Origin of the sequence: Paracoccus alcaliphilus (assembly GCF_028553725.1) — a bacterium.
GTDB lineage: Bacteria > Pseudomonadota > Alphaproteobacteria > Rhodobacterales > Rhodobacteraceae > Paracoccus > Paracoccus alcaliphilus.
Genome location: NZ_CP067124.1, coordinates 522492 through 541630, shown reverse-complemented (window position 1 = coordinate 541630; position 19139 = coordinate 522492). Strand labels below are relative to the sequence as shown.

Annotated in this window: 17 protein-coding genes and 2 pseudogenes; 10 read left to right on the top strand and 9 right to left on the bottom strand. The window is 63.9% G+C overall.

Annotation, left to right across the window (positions count from 1 at the left end):
* Nucleotides 1-147 precede the first annotated feature (147 nt).
* Nucleotides 148-1176 carry a CNNM domain-containing protein gene (locus tag JHW40_RS02840; RefSeq protein ID WP_090616622.1) on the bottom strand — a complete coding sequence of 343 codons (1029 nt, stop codon included), beginning with the start codon at nt 1174-1176 and terminating at the stop codon, nt 148-150.
* On the bottom strand, nt 1173-2543 hold the full coding sequence (locus JHW40_RS02835) for a hemolysin family protein (RefSeq protein WP_090616624.1): 1371 nt from the start codon (nt 2541-2543) through the stop codon (nt 1173-1175). The genes JHW40_RS02840 and JHW40_RS02835 overlap by 4 nt, the downstream gene beginning before the upstream one ends.
* Nucleotides 2544-3214: 671 nt before the next feature.
* Here JHW40_RS02835 and JHW40_RS02830 point away from each other — a divergent pair.
* Entirely contained in the window at nt 3215-3658 is a 444-nt protein-coding gene (locus JHW40_RS02830; protein WP_139208243.1) for a hypothetical protein, read from the top strand.
* A gap of 134 nt (nt 3659-3792) precedes the next feature.
* Here the strand turns inward: JHW40_RS02830 and JHW40_RS02825 are convergent, their stop codons facing one another.
* Nucleotides 3793-3921, bottom strand: coding sequence for a transposase domain-containing protein (locus JHW40_RS02825; protein ID WP_272849037.1), 129 nt, complete (start codon nt 3919-3921; stop codon nt 3793-3795).
* A gap of 93 nt (nt 3922-4014) precedes the next feature.
* On the opposite strand from JHW40_RS02825, the pseudogene JHW40_RS02820 reads away from it, so the two are divergent.
* Nucleotides 4015-5341, top strand: a pseudogene (locus JHW40_RS02820) (IS3 family transposase).
* A gap of 154 nt (nt 5342-5495) precedes the next feature.
* Here the strand turns inward: JHW40_RS02820 and JHW40_RS02815 are convergent.
* The 3 genes from JHW40_RS02815 to JHW40_RS02805 all read right to left on the bottom strand — a co-directional run bounded on the left by JHW40_RS02815 (nt 5496) and on the right by JHW40_RS02805 (nt 8416).
* Complete coding sequence (locus JHW40_RS02815; RefSeq protein ID WP_090616626.1) at nt 5496-5993, bottom strand: hypothetical protein; 498 nt, start codon at nt 5991-5993, stop codon at nt 5496-5498.
* A gap of 390 nt (nt 5994-6383) precedes the next feature.
* Nucleotides 6384-7754 carry an ATP-binding protein gene (locus JHW40_RS02810; RefSeq protein WP_090616628.1) on the bottom strand — a complete coding sequence of 457 codons (1371 nt, stop codon included), beginning with the start codon at nt 7752-7754 and terminating at the stop codon, nt 6384-6386.
* Complete coding sequence (locus tag JHW40_RS02805; RefSeq protein ID WP_090616630.1) at nt 7751-8416, bottom strand: winged helix-turn-helix domain-containing protein; 666 nt, start codon at nt 8414-8416, stop codon at nt 7751-7753. Before JHW40_RS02805 ends, JHW40_RS02810 begins: the two co-directional genes overlap by 4 nt.
* A 97-nt stretch (nt 8417-8513) precedes the next feature.
* On the opposite strand from JHW40_RS02805, the gene dsbD reads away from it, so the two are divergent.
* From dsbD to JHW40_RS02765, 8 genes and pseudogenes are all read left to right on the top strand, one after another.
* Nucleotides 8514-10301, top strand: coding sequence for a protein-disulfide reductase DsbD (gene dsbD / locus JHW40_RS02800; RefSeq protein WP_090616633.1), 1788 nt, complete (start codon nt 8514-8516; stop codon nt 10299-10301).
* A complete protein-coding gene (locus tag JHW40_RS02795; protein WP_090616635.1) occupies nt 10298-11098 on the top strand; it encodes a TlpA disulfide reductase family protein in 801 nt (266 codons plus the stop codon). The genes dsbD and JHW40_RS02795 overlap by 4 nt, the downstream gene beginning before the upstream one ends.
* 2 nt (nt 11099-11100) lie before the next feature.
* Nucleotides 11101-11844: a L,D-transpeptidase gene (locus tag JHW40_RS02790; protein ID WP_244519328.1), complete on the top strand. Its 744-nt coding sequence runs from the start codon at nt 11101-11103 to the stop codon at nt 11842-11844.
* Complete coding sequence (locus JHW40_RS02785) at nt 11841-12482, top strand: DsbA family protein (protein WP_090616639.1); 642 nt, start codon at nt 11841-11843, stop codon at nt 12480-12482. Before JHW40_RS02790 ends, JHW40_RS02785 begins: the two co-directional genes overlap by 4 nt.
* An 85-nt stretch (nt 12483-12567) precedes the next feature.
* Nucleotides 12568-13125: a L,D-transpeptidase gene (locus JHW40_RS02780; protein ID WP_090616641.1), complete on the top strand. Its 558-nt coding sequence runs from the start codon at nt 12568-12570 to the stop codon at nt 13123-13125.
* A gap of 68 nt (nt 13126-13193) precedes the next feature.
* Nucleotides 13194-13823 carry a DsbA family protein gene (locus tag JHW40_RS02775; RefSeq protein ID WP_090616643.1) on the top strand — a complete coding sequence of 210 codons (630 nt, stop codon included), beginning with the start codon at nt 13194-13196 and terminating at the stop codon, nt 13821-13823.
* A 30-nt stretch (nt 13824-13853) separates the two neighbouring features.
* Nucleotides 13854-14541, top strand: a pseudogene (locus JHW40_RS02770) (transposase); the annotation flags it as partial.
* 52 nt (nt 14542-14593) lie between these two features.
* On the top strand, nt 14594-15553 hold the full coding sequence (locus tag JHW40_RS02765) for an IS481 family transposase (RefSeq protein WP_090616645.1): 960 nt from the start codon (nt 14594-14596) through the stop codon (nt 15551-15553).
* Nucleotides 15554-15827: 274 nt separating this feature from the next.
* Here JHW40_RS02765 and JHW40_RS02760 read toward each other — a convergent pair whose 3' ends face one another.
* The 3 genes from JHW40_RS02760 to JHW40_RS02750 form a co-directional block, all read right to left on the bottom strand.
* On the bottom strand, nt 15828-16814 hold the full coding sequence (locus tag JHW40_RS02760; protein WP_090616664.1) for a membrane dipeptidase: 987 nt from the start codon (nt 16812-16814) through the stop codon (nt 15828-15830).
* 69 nt (nt 16815-16883) lie between these two features.
* Nucleotides 16884-17417, bottom strand: coding sequence for a DUF5943 domain-containing protein (locus JHW40_RS02755; protein WP_090616647.1), 534 nt, complete (start codon nt 17415-17417; stop codon nt 16884-16886).
* Nucleotides 17418-17492: 75 nt separating this feature from the next.
* On the bottom strand, nt 17493-18851 hold the full coding sequence (locus JHW40_RS02750; protein ID WP_090616649.1) for an MFS transporter: 1359 nt from the start codon (nt 18849-18851) through the stop codon (nt 17493-17495).
* Nucleotides 18852-19139 lie beyond the last annotated feature (288 nt).

Below are 19139 nucleotides of genomic sequence, written 5' to 3'. Positions count from 1 at the left end.
GTGCCCTCCGCATTGCCAGACAGCAGCCGCATGTAGGAGCGGGCCTCGGTCTTCTCGACCCTAGCCCTGGGCAGGTACCCGCAAAAGGCAGTCACAGGCAGTAAGCCCGCATGAACCCCTATAGTCGCTGTGGCCAGGCCCCTGACGTCATGCGAGTCCGCGCGGCTCAGGTTTGGGCGATATCGGCAGGACCCGCCTCAGGATGTCGGCCAGCGTCACCACGCCGGTGATCCGGCTCCCATCCGTCACCACGGCGATCTGCACGCTGGCTGCGCGCATGCTAGCCAGAGCCTCGTAGATCGGAGTCTTAGCCTTAAGGACAAAGGCGGGACGGGCAAGGCTTTCGGCCAGGGCGGTTTCGTCCTTGAGCAGCAGGTCGCGGACATGGATCACCCGCGGCGTGCCCTCACCCCCCAGCAACAGCCGCATATGCGTGGTTTTCGAGGCGATGTCGCGCACTTCGGCCACGCTGGCACCGGGTTGCACGGTGGTCACGGTATGGCCCGCCGCAATGATGCTTTCGACCGGCATGGTGCCAAGGTCGATCAGCCCGGAAAGCTGGCCGCGCAGGCCCGGCTCCAGCGTGCCGACCTCGGCCGAGTGTTCGACAAGCTGACGGATGGTCGCCGCGTCCTGTCCGCCGACGGCCGCGCTCTCGACCGGCTCAACACCGCTTGCGCGCACCAGTCGGTTGGCGATCACGTTGATCCAGTGCAAGAGCGGTCGCAACGGCCAGATATAGGCGCGTGCAAGGATGCCGATCGCCATCGCGGAGCGTTCTGGATTGGCGATGGCCCAGGATTTCGGGGCCATCTCGCCCACCACCAGATGCAGGAAGGTCACGACCAGCAGCGACAGGAAGAAGGAAGACCCCTCCGCCGCCCAGACCGGAACGCCCCATTCCAGAAACAGCGGCCCGAGCGCGTGATGCACTGCTGGTTTGGTGACCGCCCCAAGCGCGAAGGTGCAGATGGTGATGCCAAGCTGCGCGCCCGCCAGCATCAGCGTCAGGTCGTTCATCCCACGAAGCGCCGCCCGCGCCGAAGCGTTGTTCGGGGCCAGTTCTTCCAGCCGGTGCCTGCGTGCACCCAGCAGGGCGAATTCGATGATGACGAAAAACGCACTGAGTATGATCAGCGCAATCGTCGCCAGCGTTACAACGAGCGGATCGGTCATTGGTCCTGCTCCTGCTTTTCCACAAGTTTCACGCGCACGAGGGTCGGCACATAGCGCGCGATGCGCAGAACATTGACTTCAAGCTGGCGGCGCGCCGGGTCTTCGGACACGATATCTGCGCCGTCGGTCGGCAGTTCGATCAGGATCGTGTCGGCCTTGGTCGGCAGGCGGCCAAGCTGGGCGATCAGCAGGCCCGAGATCGTCTCGAAATCGCCACGCGGCAGGTCGTGGTTCACCGCCCGCTCGAGCTCATCAAGATGCACGTCGCCCTCCATGATCCAGACGCCATCGGCTTCCTCGCGCAGGGGTACAATCGCGTTTCTGTCGAATTCGTCGGTGATCTCGCCCACCACTTCCATGGCGATGTCCTCGATGGTCAGAACCCCCGAGAAACCACCATATTCATCGATCACACAGACCATCTTGTTGCCGGATTTGATCAGCACATCGAGCGCCGCAGGTAGCGGCATCAGCGTCGGCACGATGGAGACCGGCCGCATCACCGAGGTGGCTGGCGCCCCCAGATCGCCCGCCCGGATCTGCGGCAGAATATCGGCAAGATGCACGATGCCAATCGGCACATCATCATCGTCGATGACCGGATAGCGGGTGTGGCCATGCGCCATCATCTTGCGCAACTCGGCGATGGTGGTGTCGGGATCGACCCAGTCGGCCTGCGCGCGCGGCACCGTGGCGTGTTCGACATCGCGCTGCGGGAAATCGAGGATGCGGTCCATCATCAGCGAGAGCTCAACCGGCAAATCACCGCTGTCGCGAGATTCCGCGATAATATGCGGCAAGTCTTTGGCTGAGGCGCTGACGTCGAGGTCATGCACCGGTTCGATCCGCAAGAGCCTGAGGAACAGGTTGGCGGCCTTGTCGAAGAAGGTGATAAGCCAACCAAAGATCTTCAGATAGGCCGTCGTCGATACGGCCAGCCTTTTGGCCATCGGCTCGGAATTCGCAATGGCGAGGTTCTTGGGATACAACTCGCCGAGGATCATCTGGACGATGGTCGCGAACAGCAGTGCCAGCATTGTGCCAACGCTGACACCCACCGCTTGTGGAACACCGACCCCGCCGAGGAGCACACCAAGCGCCCGGCCCACCATCGGCTCGGCCACATAGCCGACCATCAGCCCCGTCACCGTGATGCCGAGCTGCGCGCCCGACAGCATGAAACTGGTGCGCTTGGTCACGGCCAACGCCCGCTTGGCCGCGACATCCCCTTGCGCCGCCTGTGCGGCAAGGCGGGTTCGGTCCACCGCCATATAGGCGAATTCCTGGGCCACGAAATAGGCGCCGGCCGCAATGATCACGAGGACCACCACCAGGCCTGCGAGCAAAAGTAAGAGAGCTTCGATCATGAGGGATGTCGTCTCGTAGTTAAAGGTCGCGCGCCGGAGTCTGCCGGCAGCCCTACATTACGCGTGAGGAAGAGGGAGGCATCGGAATGCAGCACACTCTGCCGCGCGCCGATGACAGGACCGGCGCACATCGCAAAACCACGGTGCGAAATATGAGGGAGGCTACTGCGGTGCCGGATTCCCGGCACCGCAGACATATCCGACATATTCACCGGCGCAGGCTGTATCTGTTCAGTTGCAGAGGAGCGATGCGCCCAACAGGGCGGATTATCGTCCTCTGCGGGTCTTCGGCTGGGGTCGGGCATTACGCGCGGTTGTCTGATACGTAACGCACCAGAACTCCTTCCAATATTTTCGAGTGCTGCGACATCGCGACATCAACAGGCCAGTTCATGTTACAGTTTCTTCCCGTATTTGCCAGTATTCGCTGCGCGAAATCGGCGAGGCCAGCAGTCACCTTGCGGCGGGCGTCAGTTCCGGCTGTCCGATCTCGGTCGCGAACACGCGGCGGCGTGGTCGAAATGTCGGCCCACAGCGGTCGGTTGCCGACGACAAATGCCGCAGAGTCGCATCCGCCGAAGCAGTCGCTCAACTGTACCGCAGAAAAATCCGCGATTGGGAGGCAGCTCTGCGGACTTTCCTGCCGTCTGCCAAACGCGTAACCTCTCGACATGACAAAAGGCGCCCTCAGGTTTTTCTTCGATTACGGCGCTGGCGGCTGCCTGTGGGCGGGTGATGCAGAAACGTGCGCGAGTCTGGGTGTCGGACCGCTTGATGCCGGATCTTTCGGGTTACACGGATTCGCACTATCGTCTTCCAAGCTGCGGCTCTCGGAAACCGTTCATCGTCTCAGGGATCAACTCGATTTCCAGCATTCCTGCTATCTCAACCCGTTGTATCCGCCCGATCCAAGCCTTTGGTCACAGGCTCTTTGCGATCAGTTCAATGCTGATGTGGATCGGCTGCTTGTGCTTTTGCGTCAGGAGTTGGGAGGGGATTACAACATTCTAGACGAACAGCCGCGCTACGCCGAGGACGCAAGACTTGGCGACTATTTGGCGAACAATCCTGATCTCCAGCTATTGGACCAAGTGACGGTGCCGACCGTCCGCTAAGGGCTCCGAGCAACATGCCGCGCCGCGGCATCCGAGGGCTTCGCCGGTCTCGGCCGACCCACCCGACGCTCCGACGGGGCTATGCGGTCGGTCGCGCCTCGACGCGCCTTTTCTGTAAGCGCGACGTTGCGGCCCTATGCTGCGAGGCTTGACGGCTGGTTGCAGCGCCATGGCATGAGGTCTTCGATACCGCTTTGCGGGTGACCGTCGAGGATGGCGCGCAGGGTGGCGGCGAGATAGTTGACCGGGTTCACGTCGGACATCTTGCAGGTAGCGACCTACTCGGCCAGATCTGGACCTGCACCGGTTCCGTTCCGGTCTTCAGAGAGCGATGCTCGCCAAAATGGAGACCGAATATGGCAGCGATACACAGTGACGAGTTCAAGCGGGATGCGGTTCGCATTGCGCTCACCAGTGGTCTGACACGGCGTCAGGTTGCGTCTGATCTTGGGGTCGGGCTTTCGACGCTCGGCAAGTGGATCCGGGCGATTTCCGAAGAAGCGAAGGCGCCAGAAGGTGATGGCGATCTTCTCCGCGAGAATGAGCGGTTGCGCAAAGAGAACCGCATTCTTCGGGAGGAGAGGGAGGTGCTAAAAAAGGCAGCTCAGTTCTTCGCGGCGCAAAAGCCATGAGGTTTCAGTTCATTGCGAGCTATCGTGGTGCCCTTCCTCTCAGCCGTTTGTGCCAGTTGATGGGCGTGACGGATCGCGGGCTGCGTGCATGGCGGCACAGGCCCCCGTCAATCCGCCAGCGACGCGACATGGTCATCCTTGCCCATATTCGCGAGCAACACCGCTTGAGCCTGGGCAGCTATGGCAGGCCGCGCATGACCGAGGAGCTGAACGAGCTTGGCCTGCGGGTCGGCCAGCGCCGCGTGGGCCGTCTGATGCGCCAGAACGGCATTCGCATCGTTCGCAGCCGCAAGTTCAAGCGCACGACCGACAGCGATCACGCCTTCAATATCGCGCCGAATCTCCTGCAACAGGACTTCTCGGCGAGCGGGCCAAACCAGAAGTGGGCAGGTGACATCACTTATGTCTGCACGCGCGAGGGCTGGGTTTATTTGGCGGTCACAGCAGGGGTGCCGTTTTCCTGGGTAGCGGCGGACAGCGTCTATGGGGTCGGCGATATCGAGATGGTGCCGGCAAGGGATATGTGCTGGGTGTCAGCGCCAAACATGCGTTCAACTCCTGGGGCAAGCCCTATGCCATTGCAGGGACGGCAAAAGACATTGCCAACAATGTGCCTCCGGATGCCTGGCAGCGCTTGTCGGCTGGCGCAGGAACCAAGGGCGAACGGCTCCATGACTGGACCTATATCGAACTGGCCGATCTCGATGCCGCGGATTTCGACGCGGATTTTGGCGGGCTCTGGACCCGAGGTCTGCTGATCCGCCGCAATATCTCTGACGGCGATCTGGCTTTCTTCTCGACCTGGTGCCCTCAGGGCACACCCATGGAAACACTGGTGCGGATCGAGGGTCACCGATGGGCGATCGAGGACAGTTTCGAGGCCGCCAAGAACGAGCTTGGCCTCGACCACAACGAGACGCGCTCGTGGCACGGCTGGCACCGCCATGTCTCCCTGGTCATGCTGGCCTTCGCCATGATGGCCGTCATCCGCCATCATGCCAATGCCGCGTCGCCCCCAAAAACGATGCGCAGGCCCCATCGCCACCCCTGATCCGATGGTCTGTCCAGGAAATCCGCCGCATCGCCAATCGCATGGCACAGCGCCAAATCCAGCCCGCACACATCATCGCATGGTCGATGTGGCGAAGGGCGCAACAGGCCGCAGCCAGACAGGCACATATCAAACTGAAAACGCAACTGTAATGCTAGCCCACGTCCTGCGTCGTATGGATGGCGGGGGGCGGGATGATCGCGACCGAGGGACTGGCGCAGGCGATATGCTCGTTCGCTTGCCAGCGGGTGGAATCGCTGCCCCAAGGGTAGCCGATATGGTGGAGGAAATGGCCCTGCAATCCCAGCGATGCCTGCTCGAAATTCTCGTGCCAATGCGGGCTGAGCGAGGCGGGATAGCGCCGGTCGTGCCAGGGCGCGAAGACGTTCACCATCAGGTTGGTGCAGCGGAACACCCTTGGCTGGATGCGTGGACCATCGACCGCCAGGTGGCGCGCAAGATCATGGACCCGGATGCGGAACCCGTCGGGCGGCGAGGGCCAGTCACTCAGCGGGGCCACGTCGCTGTCGGGCTGGCCGGCATGATCCCTTGCGTTCACCGCCAGCGCCGCCAGATCCGTGACGCGCGAGGTGAAGATGCGGACAATGCGCCCGCCCTTGGGCAGGTGGATGGCTGATGCGCCGGGCGGCATGATGGCCAGGCTTTCGCCTGCGCAGGGGATGATCTGCCCGCCGGCTGTAAGGAGGTCCTCGGTTCCGTCGGGCTGCCCCTGCCGCGCAAGCGCCGCGCCCGGCTGCCCATGCCGAGAAGGCCTCGGGCATCGCCGATCTGGAGGCGAAGGTCGTCGCGGCGCGCAATCTACGCGATCCTGCGACCGACAGCCTTGTCAGGCTTTGCGGCAATACCCTGCGCAACAAGGATCTGGAGGCTCCGGCTGGCCTGAAGACGGTGCCTGCGGCGGTTCTGCATCTGGCAGAACGGCAGGCCGCCGGGTGGCAATATATCCGTGCTTGAAGTCGGGCGGCTCCGTTCGTCGCCGCCTCTCCCGGAATATTGCCGGTCCGAACAGCCAGCCCTGTCGTTACGAAGGTGACGGTTGCGCCCCACCTGGCAGGATGATTTCCGCCTGTTCGCCGCCGCCCTCGCGGCGCGACAGGCGCAATTCCCCGCCCATTGCCGTGACGGCGGCGGCAACGATGGAGAGGCCCAGCCCGCTCCCACCGCCTGCAGGGCTGGCCGCGCCGCGATAGAAGCGTTCGGTGACATGTGGACGGTCGGTCTCGGCGATACCGGGACCGCGATCCAGAACGCTGAAACGGACACTGCCTTCGTCGCGCGTCAGCCGCGCCTCGACGGTGGCACCTGCGGGCGAGGCGAGGATGGCGTTTTCCAGCAGGTTGCGCAGCGCCGGGGCCAGCAGGGCCGCCTGCGTGCTGCGCCATTCGGCGCCGCCGGTTTCCAGGTGCAGGGTGACGCCGCGCGATCCGGCCAGCCTGCCAAGCGCGTCGGCCACATCGGCGAGGATCTTTGCGCCGTCTTCGGTCGGGGCGGTGTTGTCGATGGGGTTCTCGGTCGCGGTCATGTCCAGAAGCTGGCGCACCATGCGGTCGGTGCGGTCGACGCCCTGCGCGATCTGCGCCAGCGCATGCTCGCGCGTTGCGGTATCGGGGGCCAGCGTCGCGATCTGCGCCTGGGTCTTGAGACCGGCCAGCGGGGTTTTCAACTCATGCGCGGCAAAGGCGGTGAAGCTGCGCTCGCGCTCGCGCAGCCCCTCGACGCGGTGGAAGAGGCCGTTCAGCGCCTCGATCATCGGGCGCAGTTCCGAGGGCGCGCGGGCCTCAAGCGGGCCAAGGTCGGTTGCCGGGCGGCGGGCCAGCGCCTGCGCCAGCCGGTCCATGGGCGCCAGCCCGCTGCGCACCGCCAGCCAGATCAGCGCCGCCAGCAGCGGCAGGATCAGCAGAGCCGGGGCCAGCAACCCCATCGCCACGCCATTCACCAGCCGGTCGCGCACCGAACGCGCATCGCCGACCATGACGCGGATGCCCAGATCCGCATCGACATGGGTATAGACGCGCCAGACCTCGCCATCGACCTCGCGTTCGGTAAAGCCCGCCTGATCGGCAAGCTGTCCGGACGGCGCGCCGGCGGATTCGCTTTTCAGCTGGCCGTCGAAGCCCCAGACCTGACAGATCAGCTGACGGGCATAGTCGTGGCGGCCGGTATCGGGCAGGGCGGGGGCGTCACCCACCAAGGCGGTGGCGTCCGGCCCGGCGATGCCGCCATTGCGCCGGATCAGCGAAGCCACCATCTGCGCCGATTCCTGCAAGCGGCGGTCCAGCACTTGGCCGACCTCGGTACGGGTCGAATGCTGGATCCAGATGACGGCGCAGAGCCAGATCGCTCCGGTCCCGGCCAGCAGGATGATGAGCAGCCGCTTGCGGATCGAACTCATGGACCTCCCTCCGCCAGCCGATATCCTGCCCCGCGCAGGGTCTGGATGAAGTCGCGGCCCAGCTTGGCGCGCAGGTGGTGGATATGGACCTCGACGGTATTGCTTTCGACATCCTCCTGCCAGCCATAGAGGCGTTCTTCCAGTTGCGCCTTGGACAGGATACGGCCCGGATGCTCGGCCAGCGCATGCAGGACGGCGAATTCGCGGCGCGAAAAGCGCAATTCGTGGGGCCCGATGCGCCCGGTCTGCGTCGCCGGATCCAGCCGCAGCCCGTTCCATTCGATCACCGCCGCCGCGCGGCCTTCCTGCCGACGCAGCATGGCGCGGATACGGGCGGCGAGTTCCTCCAGATCGAAGGGCTTGCCCAGGTAGTCGTCCGCCCCCGCGTCCAGCCCCGAGACCCGGTCGCGCACCCGGTCGCGGGCGGTCAGCAGCAGGACCGGCAATCGCTCGCCTGCCGCGCGCAGTTCGGCCAGCAGGTCCAGCCCCGAGCCGTCGGGCAGCATGATGTCCAGGACGACCCCCGCGAAGCCGCCGGTCGCCAGCGCCGCGCGGGCATCGGCCAGCGTGCCCACCGCATCGGCGGTGAAGCCCGACAGGCCCAGCCCGACGGAGATTCCATCGGACAGGACCGGGTCGTCCTCGACAATCAGCAGGCGCATGGCGTGTCCCTTTTGACCTCATCGATCACGCTTTCGTCTATCAAGCTTAAGCTGGGCTTAAGGTGGCGTCTCTAGCCAGCCCGGCATGATGACGAGAATGTTTGCTTCCCTGATCTCTGCCCTGTTGCTGCTTGCCGGTTTCCTGACGGTGGCGCAGGCGCAACCCCTGCAACCCGAGGACGCCTTTGCCCTGAGCGTAAGTCAAGGTGAGGATGGCGTGCTGATCCTGAATTGGCGCATCGCCGAGGGCTATTACCTCTATCGCAGCACATTCGCGGCGGAGGCGGGCGGCCAGAGCCTGCCGCTGTCCCTGCCCGAGGGCGAGAGTTACGAGGACCCCTATTTCGGCGAAGGCCAGATCTATCGCGAGGAGGTCACCGCAAGGCTTGAGAATACGGGCCAGCCGGTCACCCTGCATTGGCAGGGCTGTCAGCAGGACGGGATCTGCTATGCGCCACAAAGCGCAAGGCTGGACGGCGATGGCACGGTGCTGGCGGATGACGCCGCCGCCAGCGCGCCGGGTTGGAGCCCCCAAGCTGCAAGTTCCCGAGAGGCCGGCGAAGCGGTCGGCACCTCGTCCAGGCTGTTGCTGGCGCAGGATCAGGGGCTGGTTCAGGGGCTGGCCGCGCGCGGCGGCGGGGCGCTGGTGATCGCGGGCTTTTTCGGCTTCGGGCTGCTGCTGGCCTTTACCCCTTGCGTCTTTCCGATGCTCCCCATCGTCGCCGGAATGCTGGCTGGGCAGGGCGGGAGCCTCACCGCCCGGCGCGGTCTGGCCCTGACGGGCGCCTATGTGCTGGCGATGGCCGCCGCCTTCGGGCTGCTGGGCATCGCTGCGGCATGGTCGGGGGCGAATTTGCAGATGGTGCTGCAATCGCCCATGGCCATCGGGATCATCGCCGCCATCTTCGTGCTGCTCGCCCTGTCGATGTTCGGCTTTTACGAATTGCAGATGCCGCAGGCCCTGCAAAACCGCCTTGGCCGGGTGGCGGGCAAGCGCGGTTCGCTCAGTGGCGCGATGGTGCTTGGCTTCACCTCGGCGCTGATCGTCGGGCCCTGCGTGACCGCGCCGCTGGCCGGGGCGTTGCTTTATATCGCGCAGACCGGCGACGTGATGCTGGGGGCGGCGGCGCTGTTCGCGCTGGGGTTGGGGCAGGGGCTGCCGCTGCTGGGCATCGGAATCTTCGGTCCGGCGATCCTGCCCCGCAGCGGCGGCTGGATGGAGGGCGCGAAGCGCGCTTTCGGGGTGATCTTCCTGGGCTTTGCGATCTGGCTGGCCGGGCGGGTGCTGCCGGGTCCGGTCACGCTGGCGCTCTGGGCCGCGCTGCTGATCAGTGCGGCGGTATTCCTGGGCGCGCTGGACCGGCTGGACGGCGCTGCTTCCCGCAACCGCCGTCTTGGCGCTGCGCTGGGGGTGCTGCTGCTGTTTACCGGGCTGGTGCAGGGTTTCGGCGCGGCGCTTGGGGCGCATGATCCGCTGCGCCCGCTGGCGCCACTGGCGGGGTCCACGGCCACCGCGCCGGCCTCTGAGGCGCAATTCGCCGAGGTCACCACCCGCGAGGGGCTGGACCGGGCGCTGGCATCTGCGGGAGGCGAGCCAGCGCTGCTTTATGTCACCGCCGACTGGTGCGTGACCTGCCGCGCCATCGAGCGCGGTCCGCTGGCTGACCCGGCTGTTCATGCCGCGCTGGCCGACATGGCGGCGATCAAGCTGGACGTCAGCACCTTCGATGCCGAGGCGCAGGCGCTGATGCGGGATCTGGCCGCCGCCGGGCCGCCGACGATGATCTTCCTCGATGCCGCCCGCGCCGAGGCTGCGGGCAGCCGCTTGGTCGGCGATCTGGACAGCGCGGCGCTGCTGGCCTCGATCGGCAAGGTCAGCCCATGAATGCGATCTCGATCGGGCCGCTGGTCTTCGACGGGGCGCGCTTTGCGGCAGTGGTGGGCCTGCTCTCGTTCTTCGCCGTGGCCGAGATCATGGCGCGGCTGCAAAAGAGCGATGCGGCGCGATGGGCGGGATTCGCCGTGCTGGCCTGGATCGCCGCCGCGCGCGTGGGCTTCGTCGCTGCGAACTGGCCCGCCTTCGCCGCGCATCCGCTGGACACGCTGAAGCTTTGGCAGGGTGGGTTTCTGCCCACTGCGGGCTGGGCGGGAGGCATTGCCGTCCTGCTGACGGCGCTGCTGCGCAAGGCGCGGGGCGTAGCTCTGCCGCTGGCGCTTGGCGGCGTGGCGGCGCTGGCCGCGCATCTGGCCGTGACCGCCGCGCTGATGCGCCCGGCGGTCACGCTGCCGCCCATGCAATTGATCGCGCTGGACGGCGGCGCGGTGCAACTGGCCGGGCGCCACCGGGCAGTGGTGCTGAACCTCTGGGCGACATGGTGCCCGCCCTGTCGTCGCGAGATGCCGATGATGACCGAACTGGCCGCCAATATACCCGGAGTCGATTTCGTCTTTGCCAACCAGGGCGAGGATGCCGGACAGGTCCTGGCCTTCCTGGAGGCCGAGGGCCTGCCCGCCGAGGGCATGATCCGCGATCCGCGCAACCGGCTGATGGCGGAACTGGACGCCATCGGCCTGCCCGCGACACTGGTTTTTGATGCGAAGGGCCGGATGGTCGCGGCGCATACGGGCGAGATCTCTCGCGCGGCCCTGACCCGGATGATCGCGCAAGCGACAGGAGAGTGAAGATGAACCCGATACGAACCTCATTGGCGGGTGCGGCGCTGCTGACGCTGGCGGCCTGCGCCTCGACCGAACCGGCGGCCCCCGCCGACCCGCCCCCGCCCGCCGTCAGCCCCGAGGTTGCTGCGATGTATGGCGCGGTAGACGACAACGGCCACCACATTCCCGCCATAGATCCCCACCTGTTGATCGGGGACAAGACCCGGCAGGTGGTGGATTACTGGAGCGATGAGAAACCCGGCACGATCATCGTCGATCCCCATGCGCGCTATCTCTATCAGGTGCAGCGCGGCAACAAGGCGATGCGTTATGCGGTGGCGGTGGGCGCGGCGGGCTACGGCTTCACGGGTGTGGCGCATATCCCCTATCAGCGCGACTGGCCAAGCTGGAAGCCCACCGACAACATGTTCGCGACCCAGCCAGAGCTTTACGGCCCGGTGGAGGCAGGGCTGGAAGGCGGCATCGACAACCCGATGGGCGCCCGCGCGCTCTATCTGCACAACGGCCGGGGCGACACCTATTACCGCATCCACGGCACGATGGACCCGGCCTCGATCGGGCAGGCGACCTCGGCGGGCTGCATCCGGCTGTTCAACCAGGACATCATTCATCTGGCCGGACAGACCGGCAGCATGACCAAGGTGATCGTGCTGAGCGAGGCAGAATCCGGCAAGGGCACTGTGCCGTCGGGCCAGCCGATGCCACAGCCCGCCATGACTGCCACCGATCAGACAGGAGGAACGACATGAGCATCACCCGACGCGACGTTCTGGGCGTTTCCGCCGGGCTTGGCCTTGCAGCTATCGCCGGCGGGGCTTTCATCACGCTGCGCCCCGGCAGCCGCGGCGATGACAGCGCCATGACCATCGACGACGTTCTGCACGATCCCGACAACCCGGCCCTGGGCAATCCCGAGGGCGCGCTGACCATCGTGGAATATTTCGACTATCAATGCCCCTACTGCAAGATGGGCCATTCGATGCTGATCGATATAGTCGCCGAAGAGGGCGACATCAGGCTGGTGATGAAGGACTGGCCGATCTTCGGCGCACCCTCGGTTCTGGCCAGCCAGCTTGTCCTTGGGGCGGTCTCGATGGGCAGCTACGAACAGGCCCACGAGGCACTGATGGCGACCGAGGCGCGGCTGACCGAGGACCAGGTCCGGCAGGTGCTGCGGGATGGCGGTATCGACACCGATGCGGCGCTGGCGGCCTATCGCGCTGAGCGCGGCAAATGGGACGGGCTGCTGGCGCGCAATTCCCGGCAAGCCGCCGAACTGGGCTTGCAGGGCACGCCCGCCTTCATCATCGGCGCCCGGATCTATCCTGGTGCGCTGGACGAGACCCGCCTGCGCACGGCCATCGCCGAGGCGCGGGAAGCGTCGTGAAACCCGCCTTAAGCCTGCCTTAAGCCGGAAGCGGCAGCAGGGATTCGCGGGATGTGATCCCGCATGCAACGAAAGGAGCAGCAAGATGAGCGACATCAACCGTCGCCGCGCTTTGGGACTGGGCGTGATCGCAGTTGGCGGCTTGGCAATGCCGTCGATCCTGCGGGCGCAGGAAGGCCCACGCCACAATATCAGTAGTTTCACCATGCAGGACTGGCGCGATCATTTCGACGAACTGGGCAAAGGCGCCATCGTCGCCGACACCACCTCGCGCGCACTGCACTACTGGAGCGCGGACGAAACGATCTACCGGACCTACCCGACCTCGGTCCCGATCTCGGACGAGTTGACCAAGCGCGGCTATACCGAGATCACGCGCAAGAAAGAGGGACCAAGCTGGACCCCCACCGCCTCGCAGATGGAACGTTACCCCGACTGGAAGCCGGTGGCGGACGGCGATCCGGCGAACCCCCTTGGCAGCCATGCGATGTATCTGTCCTGGCCCGCCTATCTGATCCACGGCACCCACGACACCCGCAAGATCGGACGGCTGTCCTCGGATGGCTGCATCGGGCTCTACAACGAGAAGATCGCCGAGCTGTTCGAGCTGTGCCCGGTCGGCACCCAGGTGCGGATCATCTGAAACAGGCGCGGCGGGGGAAGGCCTCCGCCGCAACCGGCCCCCCCGCTGCCGAACATGAAGGAGAAAACATGCAACGACGTCACCTGGTCCTTGCCGGCGCCAGCCTGCTGGCGATTCCGGTCTTGGGCGGAACCGCCCTTGCGCAGGACCGCGCCAACCCGATGCCCCAGGAACTGCGCAAATCGCTGGAACGCGATCCGACCGCGCCAGTCCTGGGCAACGCGCAGGGCGACATCACCCTGACCGAGTTCTTCGACTACAATTGCCCATTCTGCCGCAAGATGGTCGAGCCGATGCACCGGCTGATCTTATCTGACCCGGACCTGCGGGTGGTGTTCCGTGAATGGCCGGTCTTCGGCGAGGATTCCGAATTCGCAGCGCGTGCCTCGCTGGCCTCGTTGCAACAGAGCAAATATTGGCAGTTTCATACCGCGCTGTTCCGCACGCGGGGCCGCGTATCCGAAGAGGCCACGATGCGGACCGCCCGCGAGGTCGGCCTGGACACCGCCCGGTTGGAACGCGACATGGCGGCTGATCAGATCGAGCGCCATATCACCAACAGCCACATGCTGGCCGATCACATGGGCCTTATGGGTACCCCAAGCTTCATCGCCGGCGACGAGGGTGCCTTCGGCGAATACAGTCTCGACGAGTTGCGCGGGCTGGTCCAGCGCGCGAGGGAGACGATAGGAAGGTAGAGCTGCGGCCTCAGTTTCACGGAACCGCAGATCATAGCTGTGCTTCGCCAGGCAGAGAGCGGTGTGGCCGTGCCTGAGCTTTGCCGGGAGCATGGGATCAGCACGGCGAGCTTCTACAAGTGGCGCTCGAAGTATGGCGGCATGGATGCGTCGATGATGAGCCAGATGAAGGCGCTTGAAGACGAGAACCGGCGGCTGAAGCGCATGTTTGCGGACCTGAGTATGCAGGCCGAGTTGCTCAAGAATCCCTTGGAAAAAAATGACGCGGCCAGCTCAACGCCGCGAGCTGGCCGAGAAGGCAGTGGCGACGAAGGGGGTCAGCATCGCGCTGGCCTGTCGGGCATTTGGTGTCAGCGAGACCTGCTTTCGCTACAGCCCGAAGCGCGATGCCGAGAATGAGTTCATCGCAGACCTTTTGGAGGGGCTGACAAAGGCGCACCGGACCTGGGGCTTTGGGCTATGCTTTCTGCACATGCGCAATGTCCAGGGGCATCCCTGGAACCATAAACGCGTCCATCGGATCTATTGCGCGCTGGAGCTGAACCTGCGGATCAAGCCGCGGCGGCGGATCAAGCGTGAAAAGCCTGAAGAGCTCAGCGTTCCCGAGGCGCCGAACACGGTCTGGTCGATGGACTTCATGGCCGATCGTTTGGCCGATGGCCGCCAATTCCGGCTTTTGAATGTGCTGGATGACTTCAACCGCGAAGGCCTAGGTGTTTGATCCCACGGTTTGATGGTGCGATCCTTTCTTTGGAATGGAAGGAGGCCCTATGGGACAAATTCGTCACGGCAGCGCCACGACCACGCACGCTGTCAGAGCAGCAATACAGCGATCGCAAGCTACGATCGCGCAGCTGAGCCGGGAACTGGGTGTTAACCCCAAGACCGTCGCGAAGTGGCGCAAGCGCGCGACGGTCGAAGACATGAAGACAGGGCCGACAGAGCCCTGTTCGACCGTCCTGTCCGAGGATGAGGAGGCGATGATCGTGGCGTTTCGGCGCCATACGCTGCTGCCGTTGGACGACTGCCTTTACGCTCTGCAGCCCTCGATCCCGCATCTGACGCGATCTGCGCTGCACCACTGTCTGCAACGACATGGCATCTCGCGCCTGCCTGATGTGGAGGGCGACAAGCCGAAGCGGGCGAAGTTCAAACGCTACCCCATAGGGTTCTTCCACATCGACATTGCCGAGGTGCAGGCCGCTGAAGGCAAACTATATTTGTTCGTTGGCATCGACCGCACGAGCAAGTTCGCCGTGACCCAGCTCGTCGATAAAGACGACCGGAAAACAGCCTGGGAATTCCTCCAGCACATGCTGGAAGCCGTGCCTTACCAGGTTCACACCATTCTCACCGACAACGGTATTCAGTTCGCAGAGCAACCTCGGAACAGGAACACCATCTACTCCCGGCCGATGCGCTTCGATATGATCTGCGAGACAAACGGGATTGAGCACAGGCTGACCAAGCCCAACCATCCATGGACTAATGGCCAGGTCGAACGGATGAACCGCACGATCAAAGAGGCCACGGTCAAGCGCTTCCATTACGAAAGCCATGACCAGCTCCGCACCCACTTGGGGGACTTCATGGCGGCCTACAACTTCGCACGAAGGCTCAAGACACTCGGAGGCCTCACCCCATACGAATACATCTGCAAGATCTGGACATCAGAGCCAGACAGATTCATCCTAAACCCGATCCACCAGATGCCGGGACTGAACACCTAGGCATCGAGGTCGACTTCTCGCTTCCGGCCGAGCGCGTGGTCCGGTCGCTGAACGTCAGATCATTGAGTGGCAAGTCGCCGCCCCGCCGCGGTGCGCACCGCGGCGGGGCGAGAGCAGGTGATCGACTGGCTGAAGCTGCTGGAAAATCGCAGCGCCGGGCATGAAGTTGGTCCGATTTCCGAGTATGACTTCGGCAGGATGTGGGCGGAGCTCGGGCTGCAGGACCACCGGAAATGACCGCTGCAGATCGGCCCGCCGTTGGAGGACGATCAGATTATTTTCCCCAAACTTCTCCCAGGAGGTTCAGCCAGTTCAGGCCCAGAACCTTTTCAATTCGCGCCTCGGTCCAGCCGGAATCGGCCATGGCATCCGCGATATTCGGAAAATCGCGGATCTCTCGGAAGCCCGCCGGATTGACGATCTCGCCAAAGCTGGTCAGGCGGCGGCCAAATCCCTTGTCATGGGTGATCCAGTCGAAGAACGATCGGTCATAGCCTTGGGTGAAATCGGTGCCGATGCCCACCGCATCCTCTCCCACGATATTGATGACGTAATCCATCGCCGCGATATAGTCGGCAATTGTCGAATTGACGCCATTGGCCAGAAACGGCGGGAACATCGTCACACCGACAAAACCGCCCTTATCGACGATATAGCGCAGCTCTTCGTCCGACTTGTTGCGCGGATGCGCCTTCAGCCCCGAAGGCAGGCAATGCGAATAGGCAACCGGCACCGTCGAGCTGTCAATCACATCCCGCGACGTTTTCGGCCCGACATGGCTGAGATCACAAAGCATCCGCACGCGGTTCATCTCGGCCACAACTTCGCGCCCGAAATCCGATAAGCCGCTGTCGCAGCTTTCATAGCAGCCGCTGCCGACCCAGTTCTGGGTATTGTAGGTCATCTGGGCGATCCCGACCCCCAGGGTCTTGAGGATCTCGACATGACCGATCTTGTCCTCGAAAGCCGAGGTATTCTGCATGCCCAGAATGATCGCCGTCTTTCCATCAGCTTTTGCACGGCGAATATCCGCTGCGCTTTCGGCCCTGACGATATGGTCGCCGAACTCGCGGAACCAACTGTTCCATTGCGCGATATTGTTGACGGTATCGCTGAAATTCTCCCAGACGCTACAGGTGCAGTTCGCGGCCGTCAGCCCCGCCTCCTGCATTTCCCTGAACAGTTCGCCGCCCCATTTCGAGATGATGAGGCCGTCGATGACCACCGCGTTCTCATAGATCGTGTTGGCGTTGTCCTTCATGATATCTTCCATTTTGTCAGGATATAAGGGCCGGGCTGGGCCGCGTGCTGGACAGCCCGATGCGCGTGTTCAGTCCGTCAGGTCGCAAGAGACCTCGAAGCGGCATTCGGAGGCGCCCATGGCCGCGCATTGCACTTCCCGGCAGATGATTGCGCGCGGATTGACGCCACGCATGGCACAGACAAACTGCATGGCGCCGATCAGAAAACCTTCAAACATGTAGCAGGTGGATGCAGCCGTCGGCGATTCCGCCTCCAGCACATAGATCGAATCCCTCAGCGTGATCCGGGCCGTCAGGCGATCCAGATCCAGCTGTTCGATGGAAAAACGCCCCCAGCCACGTTCCGACAGCCGCTGAAGATAGAATGCGAAGACATCGCGTTCGGATGCGCCCAGCAGTTCGGATTGGCGCTTGCACCAGTGAAAGGCCGATTTTTCTCCGGAGCGGCCCAGCATTGCCTCATAGGCTTCACGCCCCAGGGTCTGCTCGATTTCCTTGTGCATGTTCACCATGAAATGACGCGGGACATAGACCATGGGCAGGCCATCGGTGCGCCAGATGCCACTGGCTTCGTCCACGTCGATCTGAATAGTGGGCTGCATGTCATTCTTCCTTGGATCTGGGGTTGGCATTGGGAAAAGTGCGACCCCCTGGCCGGAACCGGGGGGCCGGCCGGGTCATCTTGCGGCTTGCCGCGCCGGGTAAGGGGGCAGGTCGGCATCGGGCTGGTGCGCGGTATCGTCCATCAGCGAGATTCGCGAGGTTTCGCGCAGCGCCAGTCCGCCGATGCCCGCCAGAACCGCGATGACCATCAGGTAGAGGGCTGGGGCAAGGTTATTGCCGGTCGTGTCGATCAGCCAGGTCGCCATCAGCGGGGCCGTGCCGCCAAAGATCGTATACGAGACATTGTAGGTAAAGGCCGAGGCGGTATAGCGTGTCCGCGTCGGAAAGCTCTCGGACAGCAGCGTCGCCGTCACCACATTGGCGGTCAGCGCACCAATGGCAAGAAGCAGAACACCGGGGATGGCCTTCCACAGCGCGCCGGAACTGGCCAGCAGATAGGCGGGCACCACCATCACGAACAGCCATGCACAGACGAAGCGGATGGTGTTGCGTCGGCCAATCCGGTCGGAGATGCGCCCCGCAACCGGGCAGAACAGGGCGGCGAAGACCAGGGCGATCATCGTCACCAGCAAGGCACGCGACCGGGTGAGCCCGCCTTCAACCTGCAAGAAGGTCGAGAAATAGGTGGTGAACATGTAGAAGGAGAGCGCGGTCAGCGAGATGAAGGCTCCCAGGCGCAGCATCGACCGGCTTTGGCTTTTCAGGGTTTCGCGCAGGGGCGAATGGGCATGGGTATTGTCCTCGGCAGCCATCGCTTTGAAGGCCGGCGTCTCCTCCATGCGCCAGCGCAGATAAAGGCCGACCAGTCCCAGGGGCGCCGCCAGCAGGAAAGGCACACGCCAGCCCCACGCAGCCATGACCTGCGAGGACAGGCTGCTTTCCAGCGCAAAGACCAGCAGCGCGGCCGAGGCAAAGGCCATGAAGGTCGATACCGGGATGAAGCTGCCATACCAGCCGCGCTTGTCGCTTGGCGCATGCTCCATGACATAAGCGATCGAACCGGCATATTCTCCGCCTGCCGAAAAGCCCTGCAAGCAGCGCAGGAAGGTCAGCAGGACAGCTGCGGTCACGCCCCAGCTTGCATGTGTCGGCAACAGACCGATCAGGGTGGTGGCCCCGGACATCAGCAGGATGGTCAGCGACAGGACGCCCTTGCGGCCCAGCCGGTCGCCCAGAACCCCGAAGAAGATCCCTCCCAGCGGGCGCATGGCAAACGCGACCGCGAAGACCCCGAAGGTCTTGAGCAAGCCCAGACTGACGCTGTCGCTGGGAAAGAACTGGCTGGCGATGATCGTCGCCAGAAATCCGTAGACGGCAAAGTCGAACCATTCGACGAAATTGCCCATCGCGGCGGCGCTTATCACCTTGCGCAGCGCCGGCGTCGATGTCTGATTCTGAAGTCGTGCTGTCATGTCTGATCCATTGTTCATTTGAGAAACGAGGACGGAAGGCATTGGAAGCCGCGCAAACTGGCCGGGATGCGGAGTCTGCGCATTTCACGGCCAAAGCTGTGAAACGGGTCGGATGGCCTGTGCAGCAAATGGCATCCGTGCCCGAGACAGCGGTTGTCACCCTGCCTATGGTTATGGCTAAAAGCGGATCCCTTTCGGGTCGCCTCTAGCTTGCCTCAGCTTGTGGCGCGCAAACCTCCGATATCGTGCGCCGGACATGCAGCGACATGTGATCGCCTGTCATTCATG